The organism is Sphingomonas sp. (assembly GCF_025362505.1).
GTDB lineage: Bacteria > Pseudomonadota > Alphaproteobacteria > Sphingomonadales > Sphingomonadaceae > Sphingomicrobium.
Genome location: NZ_JANYGG010000079.1, coordinates 41432 through 66147 on the forward strand (window position 1 = coordinate 41432; position 24716 = coordinate 66147).

24 protein-coding genes and 1 pseudogene are annotated in these 24716 nt (G+C 68.3%); 15 read left to right on the top strand and 10 right to left on the bottom strand.

Going from position 1 to position 24716, the window contains the following annotated elements; genetic code table 11:
* Positions 1–4: 4 nt before the first annotated feature.
* A pseudogene (locus Q0R27_RS07805) lies at positions 5–202 on the top strand (helicase HerA-like domain-containing protein); the annotation flags it as partial.
* 89 nt (positions 203–291) lie between these two features.
* Here the strand turns inward: Q0R27_RS07805 and Q0R27_RS07810 are convergent.
* Positions 292–1164: a hypothetical protein gene (locus tag Q0R27_RS07810; RefSeq protein ID WP_293943060.1), complete on the bottom strand. Its 873-nt coding sequence runs from the start codon at positions 1162–1164 to the stop codon at positions 292–294.
* 184 nt (positions 1165–1348) lie between these two features.
* On the opposite strand from Q0R27_RS07810, the gene Q0R27_RS13460 reads away from it, so the two are divergent.
* Together Q0R27_RS13460 and Q0R27_RS07815 are read left to right on the top strand one after the other, a co-directional pair.
* Positions 1349–1726 (top strand): DUF4236 domain-containing protein, encoded by a 378-nt coding sequence (locus Q0R27_RS13460; protein WP_366080048.1) that lies wholly within the window; start codon positions 1349–1351, stop codon positions 1724–1726.
* Positions 1716–2117: a nuclear transport factor 2 family protein gene (locus Q0R27_RS07815; protein ID WP_293943062.1), complete on the top strand. Its 402-nt coding sequence runs from the start codon at positions 1716–1718 to the stop codon at positions 2115–2117. The genes Q0R27_RS13460 and Q0R27_RS07815 overlap by 11 nt, the downstream gene beginning before the upstream one ends.
* A 51-nt stretch (positions 2118–2168) precedes the next feature.
* Here Q0R27_RS07815 and Q0R27_RS07820 read toward each other — a convergent pair whose 3' ends face one another.
* Entirely contained in the window at positions 2169–2651 is a 483-nt protein-coding gene (locus Q0R27_RS07820) for an Lrp/AsnC family transcriptional regulator (protein ID WP_293943064.1), read from the bottom strand.
* Between the two features lie 187 nt (positions 2652–2838).
* Between Q0R27_RS07820 and Q0R27_RS07825 the strand changes: the two genes are divergently transcribed.
* Genes Q0R27_RS07825 through cysN form a run of 7 tightly spaced genes read left to right on the top strand, consistent with a single transcriptional unit; the run spans position 2839 to position 10129 of the window.
* Positions 2839–3183, top strand: a complete 345-nt coding sequence (locus Q0R27_RS07825; RefSeq protein WP_293943066.1) for a DUF2849 domain-containing protein — start codon at positions 2839–2841, stop codon at positions 3181–3183.
* On the top strand, positions 3183–4865 hold the full coding sequence (locus Q0R27_RS07830; protein ID WP_293943108.1) for a nitrite/sulfite reductase: 1683 nt from the start codon (positions 3183–3185) through the stop codon (positions 4863–4865). The genes Q0R27_RS07825 and Q0R27_RS07830 overlap by 1 nt, the downstream gene beginning before the upstream one ends.
* Positions 4852–5349 carry a DUF934 domain-containing protein gene (locus Q0R27_RS07835; RefSeq protein ID WP_293943068.1) on the top strand — a complete coding sequence of 166 codons (498 nt, stop codon included), beginning with the start codon at positions 4852–4854 and terminating at the stop codon, positions 5347–5349. Before Q0R27_RS07830 ends, Q0R27_RS07835 begins: the two co-directional genes overlap by 14 nt.
* The gene (locus Q0R27_RS07840; protein WP_293943070.1) at positions 5346–6071 is read left to right on the top strand and encodes a phosphoadenylyl-sulfate reductase; all 726 of its coding nucleotides are present in this window, start codon (positions 5346–5348) and stop codon (positions 6069–6071) included. Before Q0R27_RS07835 ends, Q0R27_RS07840 begins: the two co-directional genes overlap by 4 nt.
* Positions 6068–7519, top strand: coding sequence for a siroheme synthase CysG (gene cysG, locus Q0R27_RS07845; protein WP_293943072.1), 1452 nt, complete (start codon positions 6068–6070; stop codon positions 7517–7519). Before Q0R27_RS07840 ends, cysG begins: the two co-directional genes overlap by 4 nt.
* Entirely contained in the window at positions 7516–8433 is a 918-nt protein-coding gene (gene cysD, locus Q0R27_RS07850; RefSeq protein WP_293943074.1) for a sulfate adenylyltransferase subunit CysD, read from the top strand. Before cysG ends, cysD begins: the two co-directional genes overlap by 4 nt.
* Before the next feature lies 1 nt (position 8434).
* Positions 8435–10129, top strand: a complete 1695-nt coding sequence (gene cysN / locus Q0R27_RS07855) for a sulfate adenylyltransferase subunit CysN (protein ID WP_293943077.1) — start codon at positions 8435–8437, stop codon at positions 10127–10129.
* Here the strand turns inward: cysN and lysA are convergent.
* From lysA to Q0R27_RS07890, 7 genes are all read right to left on the bottom strand, one after another.
* The gene (lysA, locus tag Q0R27_RS07860) at positions 10126–11388 is read right to left on the bottom strand and encodes a diaminopimelate decarboxylase (RefSeq protein WP_293943079.1); all 1263 of its coding nucleotides are present in this window, start codon (positions 11386–11388) and stop codon (positions 10126–10128) included. The two genes, cysN and lysA, sit on opposite strands and share 4 nt — an antisense overlap.
* 52 nt (positions 11389–11440) lie before the next feature.
* Positions 11441–12298 carry a phenylalanine 4-monooxygenase gene (gene phhA, locus Q0R27_RS07865; RefSeq protein ID WP_293943081.1) on the bottom strand — a complete coding sequence of 286 codons (858 nt, stop codon included), beginning with the start codon at positions 12296–12298 and terminating at the stop codon, positions 11441–11443.
* Between the two features lie 241 nt (positions 12299–12539).
* A complete protein-coding gene (gene aroB, locus Q0R27_RS07870; RefSeq protein ID WP_293943082.1) occupies positions 12540–13634 on the bottom strand; it encodes a 3-dehydroquinate synthase in 1095 nt (364 codons plus the stop codon).
* Positions 13635–13638: 4 nt separating this feature from the next.
* Positions 13639–14709: a chorismate synthase gene (aroC, locus tag Q0R27_RS07875; RefSeq protein ID WP_293943084.1), complete on the bottom strand. Its 1071-nt coding sequence runs from the start codon at positions 14707–14709 to the stop codon at positions 13639–13641.
* The gene (locus Q0R27_RS07880) at positions 14706–15239 is read right to left on the bottom strand and encodes a prephenate dehydratase domain-containing protein (RefSeq protein ID WP_293943086.1); all 534 of its coding nucleotides are present in this window, start codon (positions 15237–15239) and stop codon (positions 14706–14708) included. Before Q0R27_RS07880 ends, aroC begins: the two co-directional genes overlap by 4 nt.
* A complete protein-coding gene (aroA, locus tag Q0R27_RS07885) occupies positions 15236–16534 on the bottom strand; it encodes a 3-phosphoshikimate 1-carboxyvinyltransferase (protein WP_293943088.1) in 1299 nt (432 codons plus the stop codon). The genes Q0R27_RS07880 and aroA overlap by 4 nt, the downstream gene beginning before the upstream one ends.
* Positions 16531–17124, bottom strand: coding sequence for a chorismate mutase (locus tag Q0R27_RS07890; RefSeq protein ID WP_293943090.1), 594 nt, complete (start codon positions 17122–17124; stop codon positions 16531–16533). Before Q0R27_RS07890 ends, aroA begins: the two co-directional genes overlap by 4 nt.
* Before the next feature lie 130 nt (positions 17125–17254).
* Between Q0R27_RS07890 and proB the strand changes: the two genes are divergently transcribed.
* The 5 genes from proB (at position 17255) to thrC (ending at position 23927) form a co-directional block, all read left to right on the top strand.
* A complete protein-coding gene (gene proB, locus Q0R27_RS07895; RefSeq protein ID WP_366080056.1) occupies positions 17255–18391 on the top strand; it encodes a glutamate 5-kinase in 1137 nt (378 codons plus the stop codon).
* A complete protein-coding gene (locus tag Q0R27_RS07900) occupies positions 18388–19620 on the top strand; it encodes a glutamate-5-semialdehyde dehydrogenase (protein ID WP_293943094.1) in 1233 nt (410 codons plus the stop codon). The genes proB and Q0R27_RS07900 overlap by 4 nt, the downstream gene beginning before the upstream one ends.
* Before the next feature lie 279 nt (positions 19621–19899).
* Positions 19900–21660 (top strand): homoserine dehydrogenase, encoded by a 1761-nt coding sequence (locus Q0R27_RS07905; protein WP_293943096.1) that lies wholly within the window; start codon positions 19900–19902, stop codon positions 21658–21660.
* A gap of 9 nt (positions 21661–21669) precedes the next feature.
* On the top strand, positions 21670–22638 hold the full coding sequence (locus tag Q0R27_RS07910) for a homoserine kinase (protein ID WP_293943098.1): 969 nt from the start codon (positions 21670–21672) through the stop codon (positions 22636–22638).
* Positions 22638–23927 carry a threonine synthase gene (gene thrC / locus Q0R27_RS07915; RefSeq protein ID WP_293943100.1) on the top strand — a complete coding sequence of 430 codons (1290 nt, stop codon included), beginning with the start codon at positions 22638–22640 and terminating at the stop codon, positions 23925–23927. The genes Q0R27_RS07910 and thrC overlap by 1 nt, the downstream gene beginning before the upstream one ends.
* Here the strand turns inward: thrC and Q0R27_RS07920 are convergent.
* The coding region (locus Q0R27_RS07920; protein ID WP_293943102.1) for a dihydroxy-acid dehydratase at positions 23924–24716 on the bottom strand (793 nt) is incomplete at its 5' end. The genes thrC and Q0R27_RS07920 overlap by 4 nt on opposite strands.

Below are 24716 nucleotides of genomic sequence, written 5' to 3' on the forward strand. Positions count from 1 at the left end.
GAAGTTGAGGGCTCGACACAGCGACACGACCAAATTGTTCATCGGCTCGGGCCCCGGCGCCGCCGATCCGCAGGCGCTCGAACTGAAGCGCGCCAATCGTCACGGCCTCATCGCCGGCGCGACCGGCACTGGCAAGACCGTCACGCTGCGGGGCATCGTCGACGGATTGAGCGCGATCGGCATCCCGACCTTCGTCGCCGACGGGACAGCCACCGTGCCTTATTGCATTAGCAGACGACTCCAACGCCAAGAACTCGACGTCTGCCGTTAAACTGATCGCCTCGGCTTGAGTTAGCCTGCTGGTTGGCTGGCGGCTTTGTCGTTCTTCGGGCTAGCGAACCCGCATTGCCTTTGCTCCATCGCAATCTGCTTGGTGATGCGGCTGGCGTTTTCCGAATAGGCCTCCGTCACCGAGCCGTGATTGACGGTCTTGCCAGTCAGCGGACTCACACCTTGGCAGATGTGGAAGACATGCGGCGTCGCGGACGTCTTGGCTCCGTTCTCCGGCGCGATCCAATACACGACATCCTGGCCGCCCGGGTGTGCGGCGTCCTTCGTCGCATCAGCCACCGCCTGCGAGTCTTTGGCAATCTCTTGCGCCTGGCTGGCGACCTCGGGGGAACAGGCCGTTGTGGGCTGACCGGCCTTGATCTGGGCCGCGCAGCTATTCATGTCCTTCGTATACTGCTCAACCGACGGCGGGTTGAAGCTGACCCCCATCATCGTCGCGAGCACTGCCAGGACGACGCCAACGCCGCCGGCAATCTTCTTGTTCTTCGGATCCATGTCCTTGTCCATGAAGATCAGGACAAGCAGCGGGAGGAAAGCGACTACCGTGATGATGGCGCCAAGCTGGTTCTGAAAGAAAAACTTCACCTTGTCAGACTCGCGCGCCGGATCCTGCTTGTTAGCAGCCTTCCACATCAGGCTGCCGGCAATCGCGCAGACCGCGATAACGACCAGAAGGCCAATTAGCAGGCCAAGGTTTCCATGGTCGAACTTGTGCTGGCGGAGCAGGACGACCCCCGCGATTTCGGTGCCGATGGCGACGATCCATGCGATCACGGCGAAAATGCGAAGGCGCTTGGCGGCGGCTCCCTGATCGTGCGTCGCACGCCATTCCTTGGTGACGTCGACCTCTGCCGCCGGTTTGTTGTCGGACATGTTTACGTCCCCCCTATCCACATTTGGGCCCAATGGGATACGAGTGCCCGATGCAGCAATTACGATCAACCCTGACTCGACAAGAATGGCGTTGAACGATTCGCGACCAGCTCAGTCGGATGCCAGATCGGCAATTCCTTGCTGCGCGGAATTCTAAGTTCAGTTGCCGGGAAGGGAGCACGATATGGGTTGGTATCTAAAGAAGAGCTTCGCGATCGGCCCTCTTAGGCTAAATCTGTCGAAGTCGGGACTAGGCGCGTCGGTGGGAGTGAAGGGCCTGAGGGTCAGTACAGGCCCCAAAGGCGCACAGGTAAATGCCGGTCGAGAGGGATTATATTATAGGGCATCGTTGAACACGCAGCCAAAACGTCCCGTTGGCGCGCTACCGCCGGGTGAAAGCGAGATTTCGAGTGCGCAAGATGGGACCAACGAACCTTCCCAAGCAGACGTTGCCGACGCAATCGTTGAGTCTGGGACCCACGCCGTGGCTAGCTCGGTCGGGCGCCAGCTCGGCAACCAGCTGATCAGGGGGATCCTCGGCGGACTGTTCCGTGGCCGCTAGCCTCGTCGACCAGCTGAGCGCGCTCGAAAGCGCGTGGCGCGCCGCGCTGCTCGCCAAGGACGAGGCGGCGCTGCGCGAGCTCATTCATCCCGACTTCAAGCTCGTCGGCGTGCGCGCGACGGGCGAGCCGATCTCGGTCGATCTTGATGCGTGGGTACGGGCGCTCGCCGCGATGGAGATCGTCGCGGTCGAGTTCAACGTGATCGAGGCGGTCGGCACCGGGGACACGCTGATCGGCACGGTCGACGCCTGCTGGAAGGTGCGCTTCATGCACCAGTGCATCGAAGAGCGCGTGCTGCTGACCGACGTCTGGGTCCGCGCCGGGGACCGCTGGCAGGTCATTCGCCGCCACACGAGTTTCGTTCCCTCGGTGTCCGGCGCCGATAGCTGAATTGCTGGCCGTGCTAAACCTGGTCACCGGCAGACCTTGCCAGCCCGACCATCAACGCGGCGAAGAGCGCGGTGCATTGGCCATTGGCAAGGGATAGGCGGTGGTCGACTTGACCCGCTCCATCGCGAACCGCGACGTGACGTTCTTGCACGGCACCTGCGCGACCAGCCGTTTGTAGAAGGCGTCATAATCGCTCATCCCCGGCACCGCGATGCGCAGCAGGTAATCGACGTCCCCCGCCAGCCGGTAGATATCCATCACCTCGGGCATCGCCGAAACCAATGCCGCGAACTCGCCGAGCCACGCCGCGCTATGATCGCCCGTCTTGATCTCGACGAACACCGTCAGCCCGAGCCCGATCGCTTCGGGATCGAGCAGCGCGACCCGGCGCTGGATCACGCCGCTTTCTTCAAGCTTTTGGATGCGGCGCCATGCCGGCGTCTGCGACAGATGCACCCGGCTCGCGACCTCGGCCACCGACAGCGACGAATCCTCCTGCAGGATCGCCAGGATTTTATAATCGGTCTGATCCATTCGTCTCCACCCGCGTTGTTGGAACATATTGCTCGACCCGGACACTCCCGGGAAAGTTTGACGCCTTTTGCCGCGACCCTGTTCCCAATTGCACCGGCGAACAGTATCTCCTCCCGGCGAGCCGTGCGCCTCGCGTCTAACTGGGCATCGCGAAAGTTTACACAATAATGTTGGAAGAATTTTCTAATTGCCGCGCGGGATCGACCCGCTGATGGACGCCAAGCGCCCGCCCGTTCCGTTCGTGCTGACCGCCAACGATCTGTTGTCGGGCTACACCGTTTATCATGACGGCGCCCGCTGGGTGGCGAAGCTGGGTGACGCCCTGGTCGCGCAAGACGCTGAGTCCGGTGACCGACTCAACGAACTTGGCCTCGCCGAGCTTTCGCGGGGGGCGATCATCGACCCCTATCTCGCCGGCGTAACGATCGGTGACGACGGCGCCATCGCCCCGCGCCATTTCCGCGATACCTATCGATTAAGCGGCCCAACCATTGCCTTCGCCGGCCCCGCCTTCGTCCCCGGAGAGCAATGATGTACCGCTACGACGAATATGACGAGACCATCGTCCGCGAGCGCGCCGCGCAATTCCGCGACCAGGTCGAGCGGCGCATCGACGGCTCGCTGACCGAGGAGGAGTTCACGCCCCTGCGGCTGATGAACGGTCTATACCTCCAGCTCCACGCCTACATGCTGCGCGTCGCGGTGCCCTACGGCACGCTCAATTCGCGCCAGTTGCGCCAGCTCGGGCTCATCGCCGAGAAATACGACCGCGGCTATGGCCACTTCACCACCCGCCAGAACATCCAGTTCAACTGGCCCGTGCTGAAGGACGTCCCAGACATCCTTGACATGCTCGCCGACGTCGAGATGCACGCCATCCAGACCAGCGGCAACTGCATCCGCAACGTCACCGCCGACCATTTTGCGGGGGTCGCCGCCGACGAGGTCGAGGACCCGCGCCCCACCGCCGAGCTGATCCGCCAATGGTCGACGCTCCACCCCGAATTCGCCTTCCTCCCGCGCAAGTTCAAGATCGCGGTGACCGGTGCCCCCGACGACCGTGCAGCCATCGCGGTCCACGACATCGGGCTCCAGATCCTGCGCAACGAGGCGGGCGACATCGGCTATCGCGTCCTCGTCGGTGGCGGCATGGGCCGCACCCCGTTTATCGCCAAGACGGTGCGCGAATTCCTCCCCAAGGCCGAATTGCTCGGCTATCTGGAAGCGATCCTGCGGGTCTATAATCTCGAGGGCCGCCGCGACAACAAGTTCAAGGCCCGCGTGAAAATCCTCGTCCACGAAACCGGCACTGAAGAGTTCATCGCCCGGGTCGAGGCCGAATACGCCCGCAGCCCCAAGCCGAGCGTCCAGGCCGACCCGGCCGAGGTCGCGCGCATCGCCGCTTACTTCGCCCCGCCCGAATACGAAAAACTGCCGGCAACCTCCGATGCGTTCGCGGCCGCCCGCAAGGCCGACCCGGCGTTCGAGCTGTTCGCGGCGACCAACCTCTTCCCGCACAAGGCGCCGGGCTACACCGCGCTGACGGTGTCGATGAAGCCGATCGGCGCTCCTCCGGGCGACGCCTCGGCCGACCAGATGCGCCGCCTTGCCGACATCGCCGAGCGCTGGTCGCTGGACGAGATGCGCATCACCCATGTCCAGAATGTCGTCCTGCCGCACGTCCGGCTTGACGACGTCCACGCCGTCTGGTCGGCGCTGGTCGAGGCAGGCCTCGAGACCCCCAACGTCGGGCTCATCACCGACATCATCGCCTGCCCCGGCATGGACTATTGCAAGCTCGCCACCGCGCGCTCGATCCCGATCGCCGAGGCCATTTCCGAACGCTTCGCTGACCCCGCGCGCCAACGCGAGATTGGCCCGCTCGGGATCAAGATCTCGGGCTGCATCAACGCCTGCGGCCACCACCATGTCGGCGCGATCGGCATCCTCGGGCTCGAAAAGGGCGGGGTCGAGAATTACCAGATCACGCTCGGCGGCGAGCCCGGCACCAATGCCTCATTGGGCGAGCGGCTCGGCGCGGGGATCGACGGGGATGCGGTTCCCGGCGCGATCGAGCGCATCGTCGAGACTTATCTCAACCTGCGCACCGGCGTCGAAGAACCCTTCATCGACACAGTCCGTCGCGTCGGCCTCGACCCGTTCAAGCCGGCACTGGTTGCCCCAACCCCGGAGGCCGCCGATGCCCTTGCTTGATCGCACCGGCCTCAAGCCCGACGAGTTCACCCGCGACGACCTCGCCGCGCCCGCGATCATCGTACCGCTCGACGGCCTCGATGAGGCCCTGTCGAATCGCGCCCAAGGCCAGCGCATCGGTATCGACGTGCCCAACACAGCCGTTCCATATGACCTCCCGACCCAGGCCGGGATCGACCTCATCGCGGTCGCCTTCCCCAAGTTCGGCGACGGGCGCGGGTTCAGCATCGGCCATGCCCTGCGCGAACAGGGTTTCAGCGGCACGCTCCGCGTATCGGGCGCATTGCTCCCGGACCAGTTCGCCTTTGCCCTTCAATGCGGCTTTGACGAGGTCGAGATCGACGCCGAACGCCTCGCCCGCCAGCCAGTCGAGCAGTGGCTCGCCGCGCTCGGCGATGTCACGCTCAGCTACCTGGAATCGACCGATGGCACCCCGTCGATCTTCGCCAAGCGGGCCGCCGCCGTTAGAGCCTTGGCCGAGTGACCGACACGCCACCCTCGATCACCGGCGCCCAGCCGTGGGAACGCCTCGCCTCGCTGCGCGCGGCGGTCGACGGCCGGATCGTCTTCACGACCAGCTTCGGGCTGGAAGACCAGGCGCTCACCCACATGATCTTCGACGCCAAGATCGACATCGACGTGGTCACCATCGACACCGGCCGGCTGTTCCCCTCGACCTATAAATTATGGGCCGACACCGAGGACAGGTACGCCCGCCGGATCAAGGCATTTTACCCCGACGCCGAGGCGGTTGCCGCGTTCGTCGCCGACTGGGGGATCAACGGCTTCTACCACGCGACCGACGCCCGCTCGGGCTGCTGCGGCGTGCGCAAGGTCGAGCCCTTGCAGCGTGCGCTGGCCGGCGCATCGGGCTGGGTCACGGGCTTGCGCGCCGACCAGTCGGAAACGCGTGGCGCCGTCCCGCTCGCCGCGTGGGACGTGACTCACGGCCTGGTGAAAACCGCGCCGCTCTACGACTGGACGCGCGAACAGGTGGTCGCCTTCGTCGAAACCGAGTCAGTCCCGATCAACCCGCTCCACGCGCAAGGCTTCCTCTCGATCGGCTGCGAACCCTGCACCCGCGCGGTTGCGCCCGGCGAGCCCGAGCGCGCTGGCCGCTGGTGGTGGGAGAACGACGAAAGCAAGGAGTGCGGCCTTCACATCGGCACCGACGGCAAGCTCGTCCGCACGAGTGTCGCCGCATGACCCCCCGCGTCCCCGAAGCGACCCCCGCGCGGATCGCGCCGCTGGCGACCTTCCCCGCCTTCTTCAAACTCGAAGGCCGCCGCGTGGTCGTCGCCGGGGGTTCGCCAGGCGCGCTGTGGAAGGCCGAGCTCCTGTCCGCCGCCGGAGCCCATGTCGCCGCCTTCGCCGGTGACAGCGAGGGCGCGGCGCTGTTCGCCGGGCTCGCCGCGCACCCCGTTGCAGGCCCGGTCACCGTCGAGCCGCGCGAGTGGAACCCGGCCGACCTGATCGGCGCAACCCTCGCCTTCGCCGATCTCCTGGACCACGACGAGGCCCTCGCCTTCGTCGCCGCCGCCCGCGCCGCAGGCGTCCCGGTCAACATCATCGACCAGACCCCGCTGTGCGACTTCCAGCTCGGCACGATCGTCAACCGCTCGCCGGTGATCATCGCCATCTCGACCAACGGCGGCGCGCCGATGCTCGGCCAGTCGATCCGCACCCGCATCGAGAGCGTGCTCCCCCGCCGCCTCGCCGACTGGGGTCGCGCCGCGCTCGAGTGGCGACCGCGCCTCAAGCGGGTTATCGAGAGTTTCGCCGACCGCCGCGACTTCTGGGGCCGCTTCACCGCGCGCACCTGGGCCAACATCGACCGCGCGCCCGCGGAAAGCGACTTCCGCGCGCTCCTCACCGGTTCGGCGGGAGAAAGGCGCGGTAGCGTGATCCTCGTCGGCGCCGGCCCGGGCGACCCCGAACTGCTCACCCTGAAAGCGGTCCGCGCGCTGCAGGCGGCGACGGTCATCCTTTACGACGACCTCGTCACCCCCGAAGTGCTCGAACTCGCTCGCCGCGAAGCAACCCGCGTCGCGGTCGGCAAGACTGGCCACGGCCCGTCGTGCAGCCAGGCCGACATCAACGCCCGCGTCGTCGAATTGGCGCTCGCGGGCGAAACCGTGGTCCGGCTGAAGGGCGGCGACCCGCTGATCTTCGGCCGCGCGACCGAGGAAATCGAGGCGTGCCGCGCCGCCGGCGTGCCAGTCACCATCGTCCCCGGCATCTCCGCGGTGCAGGGCGCCGCTGCCGCGCTCGGCTTCTCGCTGACCGAGCGGAAACACGCGCGGCGCGTCCAGTTCGTCACCGGCCACGGCGCCGACGGCAAGCTGCCGTCCGACATCGACTGGCCCGCGATGGCCGACGAGGCCGCGACCACCGTCCTCTACATGCCGCGCAAGACCCTCGCCGCGTTCGTCGAACAGGCCGTCGCGGCGGGGCTCGATGCACGGACACCGGCGCTTGCCATCGCCTCGGCCACCCGCGCCGATCAGGCCGAGGTTGCGGGAACGATCGCCGACCTCCCCGCCCTCGCGATCAGCCTCCCCGACGGAGCACCGGTGCTCGTCATCATCGGCAAGGTCGTCCGCGACCATGTCCCGGCGCTCGCCGCCGAAGCGCGCACAAGGAGCGCCGCATGACCGCGCGCGCTCCTGCCCCCGTCCTTACCCACCTCGACCAACTCGAGGCCGAAGCGATCCACATCATGCGCGAAGTGGTCGCCGAGACCGATCGCCCGGTGATGCTTTATTCGGTCGGCAAGGACTCGGCGGTGATGCTCCACCTCGCGCGCAAGGCGTTCTTCCCCGCACCGCCGCCGTTCCCGTTGCTCCACGTCGACACGACCTGGAAATTCAAGGCGATGTACGAGCTGCGCGACAAGGTCGCCGCGATGAGCGGGATGGAGCTGATCGTTCACCGCAACCCCGAGGCGATGGCGCAGGGGATCAACCCGTTCGATCACGGCAGCCACCACACCGACATGTGGAAGACGCAAGGATTGAAGCAGGCGCTCGACCAGTATCGCTTCGACGCGGCGTTCGGCGGCGCCCGCCGCGACGAGGAGAAGGTCCGCGCCAAGGAGCGCATCTTCTCGTTCCGGTCGGCGCAGCACCGCTGGGACCCGCGCAATCAGCGGCCCGAATTGTGGAACCTCTACAATACGCGAAAATCGCCCGGCGAGAGCATCCGCGTCTTCCCGCTGTCGAACTGGACCGAGCTCGACATCTGGCAATATATCTATGCCGAGGACATCCCGATCGTCCCGCTTTACCTCGCCGCCAAACGCCCGACCGTCATCCGCGACGGCACGCTGCTGATGGTCGACGACGACCGCTTCCCGCTCGAGCCTGGCGAAGTCCCGGTCGACCGCTCGATCCGTTTCCGCACGCTTGGCTGCTACCCCTTGACCGGCGCGGTCGAGAGCGAGGCCGCGACCCTGCCCGAGATTATCGCCGAAATGCTCGTCGCGACCACCTCCGAACGGCAGGGCCGGGTGATCGACCGCGAGGGCGGCGCCGGCATGGAGATCAAGAAGCAGGAAGGCTATTTCTAGTATGGCCTCCGCCTTCCAGTCGATCGACCGGGCGGCCGAGGCCCGCGCCGAGCTCGACGCCTATCTCGCGCTTAACTCCCGCAAGTCGCTGCTCCGCTTCCTTACCTGCGGGTCGGTCGACGACGGCAAGTCGACGCTCATCGGCCGGCTGCTCTACGACACCCACGCACTGTTCGAGGACCAGCTCGCCACGCTCGAAGTCGACAGTGGCAAGTCGGGAACGCAAGGGCCGGCGCTCGACATGGCGTTGCTGGTCGACGGTCTTGCCGCCGAGCGCGAGCAAGGCATCACGATCGACGTCGCCTATCGCTTCTTCTCGACCCCCAAACGCAAGTTCATCGTCGCCGACACCCCGGGCCACGAGCAATTCACCCGCAACATGGTCACCGGCGCCTCGACCGCAGAGCTCGCCGTCCTGCTGATCGACGCGCGCAAGGGCGTACTGACGCAGACCCGCCGCCATAGCTTCCTCGTCGACCTGCTCGGCATCAAGAGCCTGGTGCTGGCGGTCAACAAGATGGACCTCGTCGGCTTCAGCCAGGCGCGGTTCGACGAGATTGTCGCCGACTATCGCGCCTTCGCCGACCAGGCCGGGATCGGCGAATTCGTCGCCATCCCCGTGGTCGGGCTGTCGGGCGACAATGTCGCAAGCCGCAGCGCGTCAATGCCGTGGTACGACGGCCCCTCGCTGATCGAGCATCTCGAGAACGTACCGGTCGCCGCCAAGGCCAATGGCAAGCCCGGCGCCGATAACGCGCCGTTCCGCATGGCGGTGCAATGGGTCAACCGCCCCAACGCCGCCTTCCGCGGCTATGCCGGCCAGATCGCAAGCGGGGTCATTCGGTCCGGCGATGACGTCAGTGTCTCGCGCTCCGGCCAGTCGTCCAGGGTGGAGCGGATCGTATCGTTCAATGGCGACCTCGACGTGGCGACTGCGGGGCAATCGATTACACTGACGCTGGCCGACGAGCTCGACATTGCGCGCGGCGACTTGCTCGGCGCCGTCGACGCGCCGGTCGCGCTCGCCAACGGGCTCGACGCCACCTTGGTGTGGATGGCCGAGGAACGGCTGGTCCCGCGCCGCTCCTACCTGATGAAGATCGGCACGCAGATGCTGTCGGCCTCGGTCGACGCGATCAAGCAGAAGATCGACGTCGACACGCTGGTCCGCAGCGCGGCCGAATCGCTCGGGCTCAACGATATCGGCGAATGCCGGGTCGAACTCGACCGCGCGATCCCCGCGCTTGCCTATGGCGACAACCGCCAGCTCGGCGCGTTCATCCTGATCGACAAGGTCAGCCACGCAACCGTCGCCGCCGGAATGATCCGCGCGGTACGGACGAGCACGCGGACACGGGCTGCGGAGGATGACGAGGCGAGCCGGATCGTCTGGATCGGCGGCGCATCACCGGCCCGGCGCGGCACGCTGATCGATCGGTTGAAACAGCAACTCCAGGTCAGCGGCCACCCGGTGTTCGTGCTCGACGGCGCCGCCTTGCGCGACCTCAACGAGGACCTTGCTGGCGAGCCATCGGGCGAAACCGTGCGCCGCGCCCGCTCAGTCGCCCGCCTGCTCGCCCGCGCCGGGGTCAACGTCATCGTCGATGTCGCGGGCGGCGAAGCCGACGCCCACCCCGGCAAATGGATCGACGCCGACGCCCCCGACGCCGACGCCTCGGACGACTGGGTGATCTAGCGCAGCCACTCGGGCAGCTTGTCGGCCTCGATCAACGCCTGGATGTCCTGCCGCTCGCGAATCACCGAAAATTTGGCTCCCGACACCATCACCTCGGGCGTCAGCGGCCGGCTGTTGTAAGTGCTCGCCATCGTCGCCGCATAAGCTCCGGCGGTACGGAACACGACCAGGTCGCCCGCCTCGACCGCGCCCATCCGCCGCCCGGTCGCGAACGTGTCGCCGCTCTCGCACACCGGACCGACGACATTGGCCTTCATCTTGCCCCCATGCGGCGTGACCGGGTCGATCGCGTGATAGGCGTCGTACAGGCTTGGCCGCATCAGGTCGTTCATCGCCGCGTCGACCACCACGAACGGGTCGCCGACCCCCGGCTTGACCCGCACCACCTCGGACAATAGCACGCCGGCATTGGCGACGATCAGCCGCCCCGGCTCGAAGATCAGCCGGACGTCCCAGTCGGCGGTGATCCGCGCGACCATCGCGCCATATTCCTCGGGGCCCGGCGGAAGTGGCACGTCGCGGTCGTAGGGCACGCCCAACCCGCCACCCAGATCGGCGAAGCGGATGACATGGCCGTCCTCGCGCAGTTCATGAATTAGCGCCCCGACCTTCTCGAACGCTGCGTCGAGCGGGGCGAGGTCGGTTAGCTGGCTGCCAATGTGGACCGCCACTCCCTGCACCGCGAGGTTGGGGAGCGCGCGCGCCGCCGCATAGGCCTCGCGTGCATCGCTGATCGGCACCCCGAACTTGCTCAGCGCGCCGCCGGTCGAAATCTTCTTGTGGGTCCGCGCATCGACATCGGGATTGACGCGGAAAGCGACCGGCGCGGTCATCCCGAGATCGGTCGCGACCCCAGACATCATCTCCGCCTCGACCACCGATTCGAGGTTGAACTGGAGCAGCCCGCCCTTGAGCGCGGTCGCCATCTCGTCGGCGGTCTTGCCCACCCCCGAGAAGACGATCCGCTCGGGCGGGATACCTGCGGCGATCGCGCGGCGATACTCACCGATCGACACCACGTCCGCGCCAAGCCCCTCGCGCGCCAGTGTCGCCAGCACCGCGCCATTGGGATTGGCCTTGACCGCATAGGCGATCAGCGGGTCGCCGGTGCTGGCTAATGCCTGTGAAAATACGTGCGCATGGCGAACCATCGTCGCCGAGGAATAGACATAGACGGGCGTGCCGACCGCCGCCGCGATCGCGGGAAGCGGGACGTCCTCGCAATGAAGGACGCCGTCGCGCAGGGTGAAATGATCCATGAAAAATATAGTCTTTCAATCGGGCGCCGATCGCCCTCGCGTACTCAGATAATCAGGCGGCGAGGAGGCGATCGGCGGGGTCGACCATGCCCGGGTCGATATCGGGCAATTGGTCGAGTTCGGCGTAAATATCCGGCAGGTCGCCGCGCGTCACCAGGTCGAGAATGTCCTGAAAGCGGTCGATGACGAAGTAATTCTGCTGGAACGCATCGGTCCGGTAGCGCGTGCGGAGCACCCGTTTCAGATCGAAGCCGAACCGCTTTGGCATGTCGCTTTCGAGGCTGTAGTGCGCCTCGCCGAAGCTCGACAGGATCCCCGCGCCGTAGATCTTGAGGTCGCCATCCTCGCGCGTCAGGCCGAATTCGACGGTGTACCAGTACAGCCGTGCGAGCCGGTTGAGCGCGCCATGATCGAGCGACTCGAGCCCGACGTGACCGAGCGCCTGCATGAAGTCGGCGATTTCGGGTTGGGCGAGCATCGGGACATGGCCGAACACATCGTGGAACACGTCGGGCTCCTCGAGGTAATCGAGCTGGTCGGGCTTGCGGATGAAGTTGCCGGCGGGGAAGCGGCGTTCGGACAAATGCTTGAAGAAGATGTCGTCGGGGACGACGCCGGGCACCGATACGACCGTCCAATTGCTGCGCTTGTGGAGTCGCTCGTTGAGTTCCTCGAGGTCGGGCACCCCCGGGTGGCTGAGGCTCAGCACGTCGAGCCCCTCCTCGAACGACGCGGCCGCGCGACCGTGAAGCAGCTTCCGCTGCCGGTCGAACAATGTATCCCAAACCATATGGTCCTCGGCCGTCAGCCGGTCCCAATGCTGCGGCACGGTCCAGTCGGCGGCGGCGCCCGGCGGCGGGGTCGGCGAGGCCAGCGCGCCATGTTTCTCGTGAATAACTTGATCGGTCATCAAAGCCTCTCTCATGTCGTTCGAAAGCAATAAAAAACCCCGCCGGGGAAAGCCTGGCGGGGTGTCGAATTCAGCGGCTGTTACGCGCGCGTCAGTCGTGTCCCGCCGGGGTGGCGTAATAATAGGTGGCCGATTTGCGCGCGGCTCCGCTGCGTTTCGCGGACGCGATGCGGGTGTTTCCGAGGGAAAGCGCGGCTGTCATGCGAGCTCCATAGAGTGGCTCACGGGATCCCGTCAAGCGTCAGCGCGCTTCGTCGAGGAAGTCGCGAACCTCGTCCAGCTCGACACTCCTGTCGACGAACGCCTGTCCGATCCCGCGCGCGAGGATGAACGGCAACCGCCCGCCCTCCTTCTTCTTGTCGGTCATCATCGCCTCGACCAGCGCCGCGCCCGACGCCGTGACGCCCGCTTCGGCAAGGCTCGTCGGCAGGCCAACTTCGGCGAAATGCGCGTACACCCGGGCCGCGTCTTCCTTGCTGCACACCCCGCGCGCGGCCGAAAATTGGAACGCCAGCGCGGTCCCGGCGGCAACCGCCTCGCCGTGGAACAGCCAATCCGAAAACCCCGTCTCCGCCTCCAGCGCATGGCCGAAGGTATGGCCCAGATTGAGCAGCGCCCGCCGCCCCTTGGTCTCGCGCTCGTCGGCGGCGACGACCTTCGCCTTGCCCGCGACCGCGGTGGCGATGGCGTAGCGCCGCGCTTCGGGCTCGCCGGCGATCACCGCCGCGCCATTGCCCTCGAGCCACGCGAAGAACCCGGCATCCTCGATCAGCGCATATTTGGCGATCTCGGCATAACCCGCGCGGACATGCCGCGGGTCGAGTGTCGCGGTGCAGGCGGGGTCGATCAGCACCAATTCGGGCTGGTGGAACGCGCCCACCAGATTCTTGCCGGCGGGAACATTGATCGCGGTCTTGCCGCCGACCGAACTGTCGACCTGCGCGAGCAGCGAGGTCGGCACCTGGACATAGCCGCATCCGCGATTGACGATCGACGCGGCGAACCCAGCCAAGTCGCCGATTACCCCGCCGCCCAGCGCGATGAGATGATCGCTCCGCTCGATCCCAAGCTCGAGCAGCCGGTCGACCAGTGTCGCAAGCCCGCTCCAGCTTTTGCTGGCCTCGCCCGGCGGCATGATGATCGGTACCGCGTCGAGCCCGCCCAGCCCGGTCACGAACCGCTCGCCAAGCGCCGCCCAGACATGCTCGTCGGTGACGACGATCAGCCGCCCGTCGCGCGCGAACGAGAATAGCCGCTTCCCCGCGCGGTCGATCAACCCGTCCTCGATCACCACGTCATAGGCGCGGGCGCCGAGCGCGACCGGGATGACGGTCATGCCGTCATCCCCCGCACTGCGCGCGATGGAGCAATTTCTGGTCGGCCAGCACCAGCGCCATCATCGCCTCGACCACCGGCGCGCCGCGAATCGCGACGCACGGGTCGTGGCGGCCCTTGGTCACGATCTCGGTCTCGGCGCCGCTCTGGTCGATCGTCTGCACCGGGGTCATGATCGACGAGGTCGGCTTGAACGCGACCCGCACCACCACGTCCTGCCCGGTGGATATGCCCCCCGCGACCCCGCCCGCATGGTTCGCCAGGAACTGCGGCCCGCCAAATCCGGCGCGCATCGCGTCGGCATTCTCCTCGCCGCGCAGCCGGGCAGCGGCGAACCCGTCGCCGATCTCGACCCCCTTGACCGCGTTGATCGACATGCAGGCCGACGCCAGTTCGGCGTCGAGCTTGGCATAGAGCGGTGCGCCCCAGCCCGCCGGCACCCCGCTCGCGACGCACTCGATCACCGCGCCCAGTGACGACCCCGCCTTGCGCGCATCATCGACCATCGCTTCCCATCGCGTGGCGGCCCCGGCATCCGGACAGAAGAACGGGTTCGCCCCGATCGCCTCGGCATCGAACGCGGCGCGGTCAATCGCGTCGCCGCCAAGCTCGACCAGATAGGCCCGGATCGAAACCTCGGGCACGACCAGCCGTGCCACCGCTCCCGCCGCGACCCGCGACGCGGTCTCGCGCGCACTGCTCCGCCCCCCGCCGCGCCAGTCGCGGTGGCCATATTTCGCATCATACGCATAGTCGGCGTGACCCGGCCGATAGGCCCCGGCGATCGCGCTGTAATCCTTGGGCCGCTGGTCGACATTGTCGATCATCAGCGAGATTGGCGTACCCGTCGTCCGCCCCTCGAACACCCCCGACAGGATGCGTACCTGGTCGGGCTCCTGCCGCTGCGTCGTAAAGCGCGACGTACCCGGCCGTCGCTGGTCGAGCCACGGCTGGATGTCGCTCTCCGACAGCGTGATCCCCGGTGGGCACCCATCGACCACCGCGCCGATCGCCGGCCCGTGACTCTCGCCCCACGTCGCAAAGCGGAACATTCGCCCGAAGCTGTTGACGCTCATGCGCCCGCTTTCCGAAACAGCGCAAAGCGGGTCGCATTGTCGGGATCGTCGTGCATGTCGCGCTTCAACACCGCCAGCCCATAGGCCGTCGCCGCCGCTTCCGACGCCAGCACCGCCCGGTCGCACCGGTCGAGCGCCGCCGCCGCCACCGCCGTATTGCTCGCCTCCTCGGTCGTCACACCAAGCGCGGCAAGATGCTCGGCGCATTGCGCCAGCGCGACGGGGTGCGATGCAATCACCGTGACCTCATCCAGCGCCACGCCCGGAAGCGCAAGCAAATGCACGCGCACGGGCATCACGCGCTCGTCGATTACCGCCAGCCGATCATCGGCCAGCAGTGCCGCAATCCCCGGCACCTCCCCCGCCCGGCTGTTCCGCATCGGCAGCACCCCAAGCTCGGCCGCGCCCGACGCCACCGCCTCGGCCACCGCGGCGAAATCGACGAACGGGATCGCCACTTGTCCGGGCGCGAACATCAGCGCCGCCTCGTGGGCAAAGGCGCCGGGCGCCCCAGCGTAGGCAATCGTCACGCGATCTTCGCCCCGAGCGAGCGCATCAGATCGGCATAGCCCGGGAATGACGTCGCGATCGTCGTCGCCCCCGTCACCACGACCGGCGCGCGCGCCGCCAGTCCGAGCGTGAGGAAACTCATTGCGATGCGGTGGTCATGATGCGCGTCAAGGATCGCTCCCCCGCGCGGGCTGCAGCCGAGCCCTTCGACAATCAGACTGTCCCCTTCTTCGCGAGCATCGACCCCGCACGCCACCAGCCCGGCGATGATCGCGGCGAGCCGGTCGCTCTCCTTGACGCGCAACTCGGCCAGCCCGTGCATCACGCTGCGCCCCGCAGCGAAGGCGGCGGCGACGGCGAGGATCGGATATTCGTCGATCATGCTCGGCGCGCGACTTGCCGGCACAGTCACGCCGCGCAACGCCCCGAACCGCGCCGAAATATCCCCGACCCGCTCCCCGCCAAAGTCGCGCTCATTGGCGATCACGAGGTCCGCGCCCATCTCGACCAGCGTCGTGAACAGCCCGGTCCTGAGCGGATTGAGCATCACCCCGGTCACCGTCACCGCCGAGCCGGGCACAACCAGCGCGGCGACCAGCGGGAAGGCTGCCGACGACGGATCGCCCGGCACATGCACCTCGGTCGCGGTCAGGCCACGCCGCGCGCCCAAGCTTATCGTCGCGCCACTGGTTTCGACCTCGACCCCGAACGCGCGCAGCATATTCTCGCTATGGTCGCGGCTCGGCGCGGGTTCGACCACCTCGACCGCGCCGCTCGCGTGGAGCCCGGCGAGCAGGATCGCCGACTTGACCTGCGCCGACGCCTTGGTGTTGACGAAATCCAGTCCGGACAGCCCGCCGCCGTGGATTGTGACCGGCAGCCGGTCACCTGGCCCCGCCTCGACCTTCGCCCCCATGTCACGCAAGGGATCGAGCACCCGGCTCATCGGCCGCCCGCTCAGCGACGCGTCGCCGGTGAAGGTCGCCGAGATCGGAAATCCAGCCGCCGCGCCCATCAGCAACCGCGCGCCGGTCCCGCTATTACCGCAATCAACCTCCCCCGCAGGCGAACGCCATTCACCCCCCGTCACCCGCCATTCGCCCCCGCCGAGCCGCTCGACCTCGACCCCGAAACTGCGCACCGCCGCGGCGGTATGAAGCACGTCCTCGCCCTCCAACAACCCGTGGATCGCGGTCGTCCCGCTTGCCAGCCCGCCGAGGATCAGCGCGCGGTGCGACATCGACTTGTCGCCGGGCACCTCGATCGTCCCCGCCAGCGCGCCCGATGCACTTGCGGTGAGCCGGTCCCCGCTCATGCCCGCGCCCCAAACAGTGCCGCGAGCGCGGCCAGCTCCGCTCCCGGGATATCGGCCTCTGCCATTCGCCCGGCCATCACCGCACGCACGCCACCAACCTCGATCGCGCCGAACAGCCGCACCGTATCGGGCAACTCCCACGCCGCCCCGTCGAGCTCGATCAGCGCCACCACTTCGCCGTTCGCCGCCGCCGCCAGCGCCTCGCCCGGAGACCCCGCCACGACGATCGGCGTGATCCGCCCGAACCGCTCGCGCGCGGCCTCGCGCAGCGCCACGTCGGCGGTCGGCGCATATAGTTGAACCGCCATCTCGGCTTGCGAATGCCGGCTGTGCGCCATCAACTCGCGCCAGACATGCGCGATCAGCGCCGGAGTCGCGATCCGCGCCTTCGCCGCCAGCCGCGCGACGATCGCGCTCTCGCGCTTGGGTCGCAGCTTGAGCAGCCCGTCGTCGCCCTTCAATTTCGCCACCTTGATCGCGACCGCCATCCGCCGCTCGAGCAGGTCGAGCAGCGCATCGTCGAGCTCGTCGATCTCTTGGCGAAGATCGTCGAGGCGCGGCGCTGGGCGACTTAAGTCAGGGTCGGTCATCGTCTCTCGCGGGGCCGCGGCGGAAGGTCGCGGTCATTCGGCTCCGGCCATCCCGGGCGCGAAGTCCATTGTCAAGTTGGGATCCCGTCGTCATGGAGCGACACGAGGAAGGGTCGGGCATTTGGCTGACGTGGCACCATCGATCGCAACGACCGTCGCGGGCGTGCTCGGCACCGCGCGACGGATCACGGTCAAGGTCGGCTCGTCGCTGATCGTCGGCGACGACGACGGCGTCCGCCACGACTGGCTCGCCTCGCTCGGCACCGACATCGCCGCGCTGAAGACCGCCGGCAAGCAGGTCGTGCTGGTCTCGTCGGGCGCGGTCGCACTCGGCCGGCGCCACCTTGGCCTCCGCAAGACCACTCGCCTCGATCACAAGCAGGCCGCCGCCGCCGCCGGCCAGGCGCTGCTGATGCAGGCCTGGGAGCGCGCGCTCGCGCCGCACGGCATCCCCACCGCGCAACTGCTCCTGACGATCGACGATACCGAACAGCGCCGCCGCTCGCTCAACGCCCGCGCGACGCTCGACGTGCTGCTCGCGCAGGGCGGGCTACCGGTCATCAACGAGAATGACAGCGTCGCCACCGACGAGCTCAAATATGGCGACAACGACCGCCTCTCCGCCCGCGCGGCGCAGCTGGTGCGCAGCGACGTGCTAATCCTGCTGTCCGACGTCGACGGGCTCTACACCGCCGACCCCGCGCGTTACCCAGCCGCCGAACACCTCGCCTTTATCACCGCGATCACCCCCGAGATCGAAGCCTTCGCGGGGGGCGCGGGCGTGGCTGGCACCGGCACCGGCGGGATGCGCACCAAGCTTGAGGCGGCAAGGATCGCCAGCGGCTTCGGCTGCGCCACGATCATCGCCTGCGGCCGCGCCGACCACCCCCTCGCGCGGCTGGCGGATGGCGCTCGCGCCACCCTTGTCGCCGCCTCCGGGTCACCCGCCTCGGCTTACAAGGCGTGGATCAAGGGCACGCTCGCGCCCGGCGGGTCGGTCACCATCGACGACGGCGCCGCGCGTGCGCTCGCGGCGGGCAAGAGCCTGCTCCCCGCCGGCGTGACCAAGGTCGAAGGCCGCTTCGATCGCGGCGCCTGCCTGCGCGTGTTCGACTCCGCGGGCACCGAGGTCGCGCGCGGCATCGCCGCCTATAACGCCACCGAAGCCGCCGCCATCGCCGGCCTCGGCAGCGCCGAAATCGAACGCCGCCTCGGCTTTTCCGGCCGCGACGAACTCATCCACCGCGACGACCTGGTGATGCTATGACCCTGACCGACCAGATGACCGCCATCGGCGCCCAGGCGCGAACCGCCGCCGACGCGCTCCGATCGGTGCCGGGCGAGCAGCGCAGCGCGGGCATTTCCGCCATGGCCCGTCACCTCCGCGCCAATGCCAGCGCCATCCTCGCCGCCAATGCCCACGACGTCGCCGCCGCCACGCGGCTGGTCGACCGCCTCCGCCTCGACGAGCAGCGGATCGAGGCAATGGCCGCCTCGCTCGACACGATCGCCGCCCTGCCCGACGTGATCGGCGAGGAGATGGCACGCTGGACCCCGCCCAACGGGCTCGACATCGCCCGCGTCCGCACCCCGATCGGGGTGATCGGCATGATCTACGAGAGCCGCCCCAACGTCACCGCCGATGCCGCGGCGATCTGCCTGCGCTCGGCCAATGTGGTCATCCTCCGCCCCGGATCGGAGGCGTTCGCCAGCTGCGTCGCGATCAACGACGCGCTTCAGGCCGGGCTCGCCGGGGCGGGGCTCCCGCCGCACATCGTCCAGCTCGTCCCCACCCCGGATCGGGAGGCGGTCGGAATGATGCTCGAAGGGCTGAACGGCGCGATCGAGCTGATCATCCCGCGCGGCGGCGCGCCGCTGGTCGAGCGCGTCACCCGGGAATCGAAAGTGCCGACGCTCGGCCACCTCGAAGGGCTGTGCCACACCTACGTCCACGCCTCGGCCGACCCCGACATGGCGGTCGCGATCACCGTCAACGCCAAGATGCGCCGCACCTCGGTGTGCGGCGCGACCGAGACCTTGTTGATCGACCGCGACGCCGCCCCCGCGCTGCTCCCCCGCATTGCCGCCGCGCTGGGCGATTGCGAGCTGCGCGGCGACGAGGAAGCGCGCGCGATCGTGCCGATGATCCCCGCGACAAAGGCCGACTGGTCGACCGAATATCTGGGTCCCATCCTCGCCGTCCGCACCGTCGCCGGGCTCGACGAGGCGATCGCGCATATCCGCCGCTATGGTACCGGCCATACCGAAGCGATCATCGCCGCCGACCCCGCCGCCGCCGACACCTTTCTCGATCGGGTCGACGCGGCGATCGTTATCTGGAACGCCTCGACCCAGTTCGCCGACGGCGGCGAGTTCGGTTTCGGCGGCGAGATCGGCATCGCCACCGGCAAGCTCCACGCGCGCGGCCCGGTCGGTCCCGAGCAGCTGACCAGCTTCAAATACAAGGTGCGCGGCGCCGGCCGCATCCGTCCGTGACGACTTGGCCTGGACTGTTGCCTCACCGCACCGCGCGGCGCTGAAAATAGCGCAATGGGATCCCAAATGGTGCTTTTGGCTTGACCGCGCCCCGCCTATTGACGCACAGGCTGACCCAACATGACCACCGCCGCCACCTCGAAGACCACCACGATCATTACCCCACGGGGGAATATCGGCTGATCAACGACGTCACGACCGAATTTCCGACCCGCTCCCCAACCACGGCGAGCGGGTTTTTTTATGGCCCGCTCCGAACTACCCGAAAGTGATCGAACAATGGACCAGCTGCCCCACCCCGCCGCCAGCCCGAAACGCCTGTGCGTGCTCAAGTTCGGTTCGAGCGTGCTCGAGACCGAGGGCGACTATGCCGCCGTCGCCAACGAGGTTTATCGCCACGTCCGCGAAGGCGAGAAGGTCGTCGCGGTGGTCTCGGCGCTGGCCGGCGAAACCGACGCGTTGCTCAACCAGGGGATGCGCGTCGGCGGCGAACAGCCGCTGCTCCTCGCCCGCGTCGCGCGCACCGGCGAGCTCCACTCGGCCGCGCTGCTCGCGCTCGCGCTCGGCCAGATCGGGGTCCGCGCCTGCACCCTCGACCCGCACGAGATGGGCCTTGTCGCCGAGGGAGATCCGCTCGATTCGACCTTGACCGGCCTCGACGCCGAGGCGGTCCTCGCCAAGCTCGAACTGCACGACGCGCTGGTTGTCCCCGGTTTCACCGCCGGCCACGCGACCCATGGCATCGTCACCCTGGGCCGCGGCGGCACCGACCTCAGCGCGGTGTTCTTCGCCGCCCGCCTCGACGCGCATCGGGTGCGCCTGATCAAGGACGTCGACGGGGTTTACGATCAGGACCCGGCCAGGAACCCGCTCGCCGAACGCTATGCCCAGCTGTCCTATGAAGAGGCGGCAAAGGCCAGCGCCGGGCTGATCCAGCCCAAGGCAATCCAGGTCGCGCAACAGCGGGACGTCCTGATCGAGGTCGCCGCGATGGGCTCGGCCGAGGAGACCACCATCGCCAACCTGCCGCTGGTGAAATCGCTCCCGCTCCAGCGCGCCAAGCTGCGCGTCGCGCTGCTCGGCTGCGGCACCGTCGGCGCCGGAGTGATGACCTACCTCCTCAAGCGCCCCGACCTGTTCGTGCTCAACCGCGTCCTCGTCCGCTCGCCCGACCGCCGCGACCAGCCGGTGCTCTATACCGACAGCCTGGCCGAGGCGATGACCGGCGAGGTCGATATCGTCGTCGAGACGATGGGCGGCGCTCACGAATATGCCGACGCGCTGTGTGACGCGCTGCGCGGCGGAACGCACGTCGTCACCGCCAACAAGGCGGTCGTCGCGGCCCATTACGACGCGCTCCACGCCTGCGCCGCGGCGGGCAATGCGAAACTGCTCTACTCGGGCGCGGTCGGCGGCGGCGCCCCGGTGCTCGAGGCGGTCGGTCGGCTGGCGAAGCAGCCGGGCATCGTCGCGCTCGACGGGGTGGTCAACGGGACGGTCAACTTCCTCCTCGCCCGCCTCGCCAATGGCTGGTCGTTCGACCAGGCGCTGGCCAAGGCGCAGGAGCTCGGGTTCGCCGAGGCCGACCCGACCTCCGACGTCGACGGCCACGATGCCGCCTACAAGCTCTCGCTGCTGGTCCGTGACGCGATGGGGGTCGCGCTGCCGAGCGACGAAATCCCCAAGGATTCGCTGCGCAGCGTCACCGCCGAGGCGATCCTCGCCGCGCTCGCCAAAGGCCAGGTGCTCAAACAGGTCAGCCGTGCGCGCCTGCTCCCCGACGGCAAGGTCGAAGCCTCGGTCCGCATCGAAAGCCTGCCCGGCAGCCACCCGCTGGCCCGCGTCACCAACACCGAGAACAGCGTGCTCATCACCGCCGCCGACGGAACGGTCCACGAGGTTCACGGCCATGGCGCCGGGCGCTGGCCGACCGCCGCGTCGGTGTTCGCCGACATCATGGACCTGCAGCGCGCCGCCCCGTGCCAGCGTTCCGCACCGACCGCCGGATCGGGCGTGGTGCCGCTGCGAATGAGCGTCTAGACGATGCCCATGCCCATGATCTCAACATCGATCGCCACCTCTTCCACGGCAAGCGCCCCGGCCAGCATCGGCAACGTCATCATCGGGTTCGATATCCTCGGCCAGGCGCTCGACGCCGTGCGCGACACGGTCACCGCGGTGCGCGAGGACCGGCCAGGCGTCCGGCTCGGCGACGTGTCGGGACTGTGCACCTCGCTCCCGTCCGAAGCCCACCGCAACACCGCGCTCGCCGCGGCGGCCGCCGTGCTTGACGCGGCCGGCGCGACGTTCGGCGTCCGCCTGTCGATCGACAAGGGCGTGCCGATGTCGGCGGGGATGGGCGGATCGGCGGCTTCGGCGGTCGCCGCCGCGGTCGCGGTCAATGCGCTACTCGATGAGCCGTTCGGCCATGCCGAGCTGTTCCCCTTCTGCCTCGAGGGCGAGCGGGTCGCATCCGATCCGCCGCACTGGGACAATGTCATGGCGAGCCTGCTCGGCGGCCTCGTGCTGGGCGCGGTCGTCGACCCGGTGCGCCTCGTGCCGCTGACCCCGCCCCCCGGCCTGACCACCGTCCTGCTCCACCCGGCGACCCAGATCGAGACCCGGTTGGCGCGCGGCATCCTTGCACCCGATGTGCCGATGAAGCTCGTCGTCGAGCATTCGCGCCGCCTCGCCGGCTTCGTCGCGGCCTGCGCGACCGGCGACCTCGGCCTGCTCCGCGCCAGCTTCGAGGATGTGATGATCGAGCCCCAGCGTGCCCACCTCCTGCCACAGCTGCCCGCGGTCCAGGCGGCGGCGCGCGATGCGGGGGCGCTCGGCTGCTCCTTCTCCGGATCCGGCCCGTCGGTGTTCGCCTGGGCGCGCGACGAAGACGCGGCGGCGGTCGAACATGCGATGTGCTGGGCGTTCCTCGACGGCGGCCTCGCGGCAAAAGCCTATCACGCGCCGATCGATTCCGCCGGCGCGCGGCTCGAACCCGTCGCCGAGGCGGTGGCCTGATGCGTTTCACCAGCACGCGCGGCGATGCACCGCCGGTCACCCTCTCCCGGGCGATCCGCGCCGGCGCCGCACCCGACGGCGGGCTCTATCTCCCCGACCGACTGCCCGCCGCCGACCCCGCCGCGCTCGACCCGGCGCTGTCGCTGCCCGACTTCGCCGCGCGCTTCCTCGCCCCGTTCTTCGCCGGCGACCCGCTCGAACCCGAACTTGGCGCAATCTGCGCCGGTGCGTTCACCTTCCCGCTGCCGATCGCGACGTTGGCCGACGGCCGCCGCGTGCTCGAACTGTTCCACGGCCCGACCGGTGCGTTCAAGGACTTCGGCGCGCGCTTCCTGATGGAGTGCCTCGAGCGGCTCGGCGACCCCGCCCACCCGCTGACCGTCCTCGCCGCGACCTCGGGCGACACCGGCGGCGCGGTCGGTTGCGCCGCCGAGGGCCGCGCCGCCGTGCGCGCCGTCATCCTCTACCCGAAGGGCCGCGTGTCGCCGTTCCAGGAGCATCAGCTGACCTGCTGGGACGAGCCGGTCCGCGCGGTCGAGGTCGCCGGTGACTTCGACGACTGCCAGCGCATCGCCAAGGCCGCCTTCGCCGACGTCGCGATGACCGAGCGGTTCAACCTCACCTCCGCCAACTCGATTTCGATCGGCCGGTTGATGCCGCAGATGGCCTATCAGGCGTGGGCCGCGCTGCGCCTGTTCACCGAAACCGGGACCCGGCCCGGCTTCGTCATCCCGACCGGCAATCTCGGCCACGGTTTCGCCGCCGTCTATGCCCGCGCGATGGGCGCGCCGCTCGGCCCGATCCTGCTCGTGACCAACGAGAACGCCACGCTTGCCGACTGGGCGCGCAGCGGCAGCTACACCCCGCGCGCGTCGATCGCGACGATCGCCAACGCGATGGACGTCGGCGCACCCAGCAATTTCGAGCGGCTGATCGCGCTTGCGCCCGAACTGCGCGAAGTGACCGTCGAGCTGGTCGACGACCCCGCGATCAAGGCGCGGATCGTCGCGGATCACGCCGACTATCTGTGGTGCCCGCACTCGGCGGCGGCGGCGGAGGCTTATTCCCGGCTCGACCCGGCGACCCGCGCCGAACGCCCGTGGGCGATCGCCGCGACCGCGCACCCCTACAAGTTTGCCGACGTCATCGAGCCGCTGATCGGCAAGACCATCGCGGCGCCCCCGGCGTTGGCGGCGATCCTCTCGCGCCCCTCGCACAAGGACCGCATCCCGGCCGACCTGCGCGCCCTCGCCGCGCTATTGGCCGCCGCAAGCATGGTCGCGGTCTAGCGGTCAGCCCCGCTCGTCACCGCGCCCTGCGACGCCGACCCGACCAGCATCGCATATTTCGCGAACGCCCCGCATGACCCCGCCCCGCGCGGCTTCAGCGCCGGCGCCTCGCGAGCATCGAGATCGGCGTCGGTCTCGATCACCTGCCGCTCGACGTCGATCACCACTCGGTCCCCCGTGCGCAGCTTCGCGATCGGCCCGCCGAGCGCGGCTTCGGGCGCGACGTGGCCGACCATGAAACCATAAGTCGCCCCCGAGAATCGCCCGTCGGTCACCAGCGCTACCGTATCGCCGAGCCCGCGCCCCTGGATCGCCGCGGTGATCGCCAGCATCTCGCGCATCCCCGGCCCGCCCACCGGCCCCTCGTTGCGGATCACGACGATGTCGCCCGGCTTGATCTCGCCATGGGTCACCGCCGCAAAACAGGCTTCCTCGCCGTCATAGACCTTGGCCGGCCCGTCCATCAGCATCTGGTCATGCCCCGCCAGCTTCACCACGCAGCCTTCGGGCGCGATATTGCCGAACAATATGCCGAACCCGCCGCGCTGTTTCAGCGGCTTGGCCGCCGACAGGATCACTTCCTGCCCCGGCGTCTCCCTCGCACCCGCGAACTCCTCGAACAGCGACTTGCCGGTCACCGTCGGCGCATCGGTCAGCAGCCCCGCTTCCTGCAGCCGCTGGCCGAGCAGCGCCGATCCGCCCGCCGCGCTCATGTCGGGCGCCATGAACCGCCCGCCGGGCTTCAAGTCGGCGATCACCGGCGTCCGCCGCGACACTTCGTCGAAGATC

Coding starts and splice junctions, on each gene's coding strand:
- Q0R27_RS07810 (WP_293943060.1), bottom strand. CDS start 1,164: ATGTCCGACAACAAACCGGCGGCAGAGGTCGACGTCACCAAGGAATGG.
- Q0R27_RS13460 (WP_366080048.1), top strand. CDS start 1,349: ATGGGTTGGTATCTAAAGAAGAGCTTCGCGATCGGCCCTCTTAGGCTA.
- Q0R27_RS07820 (WP_293943064.1), bottom strand. CDS start 2,651: ATGGATCAGACCGATTATAAAATCCTGGCGATCCTGCAGGAGGATTCG.
- Q0R27_RS07830 (WP_293943108.1), top strand. CDS start 3,183: ATGTACCGCTACGACGAATATGACGAGACCATCGTCCGCGAGCGCGCC.
- Q0R27_RS07835 (WP_293943068.1), top strand. CDS start 4,852: ATGCCCTTGCTTGATCGCACCGGCCTCAAGCCCGACGAGTTCACCCGC.
- cysG (WP_293943072.1), top strand. CDS start 6,068: ATGACCCCCCGCGTCCCCGAAGCGACCCCCGCGCGGATCGCGCCGCTG.
- cysD (WP_293943074.1), top strand. CDS start 7,516: ATGACCGCGCGCGCTCCTGCCCCCGTCCTTACCCACCTCGACCAACTC.
- cysN (WP_293943077.1), top strand. CDS start 8,435: ATGGCCTCCGCCTTCCAGTCGATCGACCGGGCGGCCGAGGCCCGCGCC.
- lysA (WP_293943079.1), bottom strand. CDS start 11,388: ATGGATCATTTCACCCTGCGCGACGGCGTCCTTCATTGCGAGGACGTC.
- phhA (WP_293943081.1), bottom strand. CDS start 12,298: ATGACCGATCAAGTTATTCACGAGAAACATGGCGCGCTGGCCTCGCCG.
- aroB (WP_293943082.1), bottom strand. CDS start 13,634: ATGACCGTCATCCCGGTCGCGCTCGGCGCCCGCGCCTATGACGTGGTG.
- aroC (WP_293943084.1), bottom strand. CDS start 14,709: ATGAGCGTCAACAGCTTCGGGCGAATGTTCCGCTTTGCGACGTGGGGC.
- aroA (WP_293943088.1), bottom strand. CDS start 16,534: ATGAGCGGGGACCGGCTCACCGCAAGTGCATCGGGCGCGCTGGCGGGG.
- Q0R27_RS07890 (WP_293943090.1), bottom strand. CDS start 17,124: ATGACCGACCCTGACTTAAGTCGCCCAGCGCCGCGCCTCGACGATCTT.
- Q0R27_RS07900 (WP_293943094.1), top strand. CDS start 18,388: ATGACCCTGACCGACCAGATGACCGCCATCGGCGCCCAGGCGCGAACC.
- Q0R27_RS07905 (WP_293943096.1), top strand. CDS start 19,900: ATGGACCAGCTGCCCCACCCCGCCGCCAGCCCGAAACGCCTGTGCGTG.
- Q0R27_RS07910 (WP_293943098.1), top strand. CDS start 21,670: ATGCCCATGATCTCAACATCGATCGCCACCTCTTCCACGGCAAGCGCC.
- thrC (WP_293943100.1), top strand. CDS start 22,638: ATGCGTTTCACCAGCACGCGCGGCGATGCACCGCCGGTCACCCTCTCC.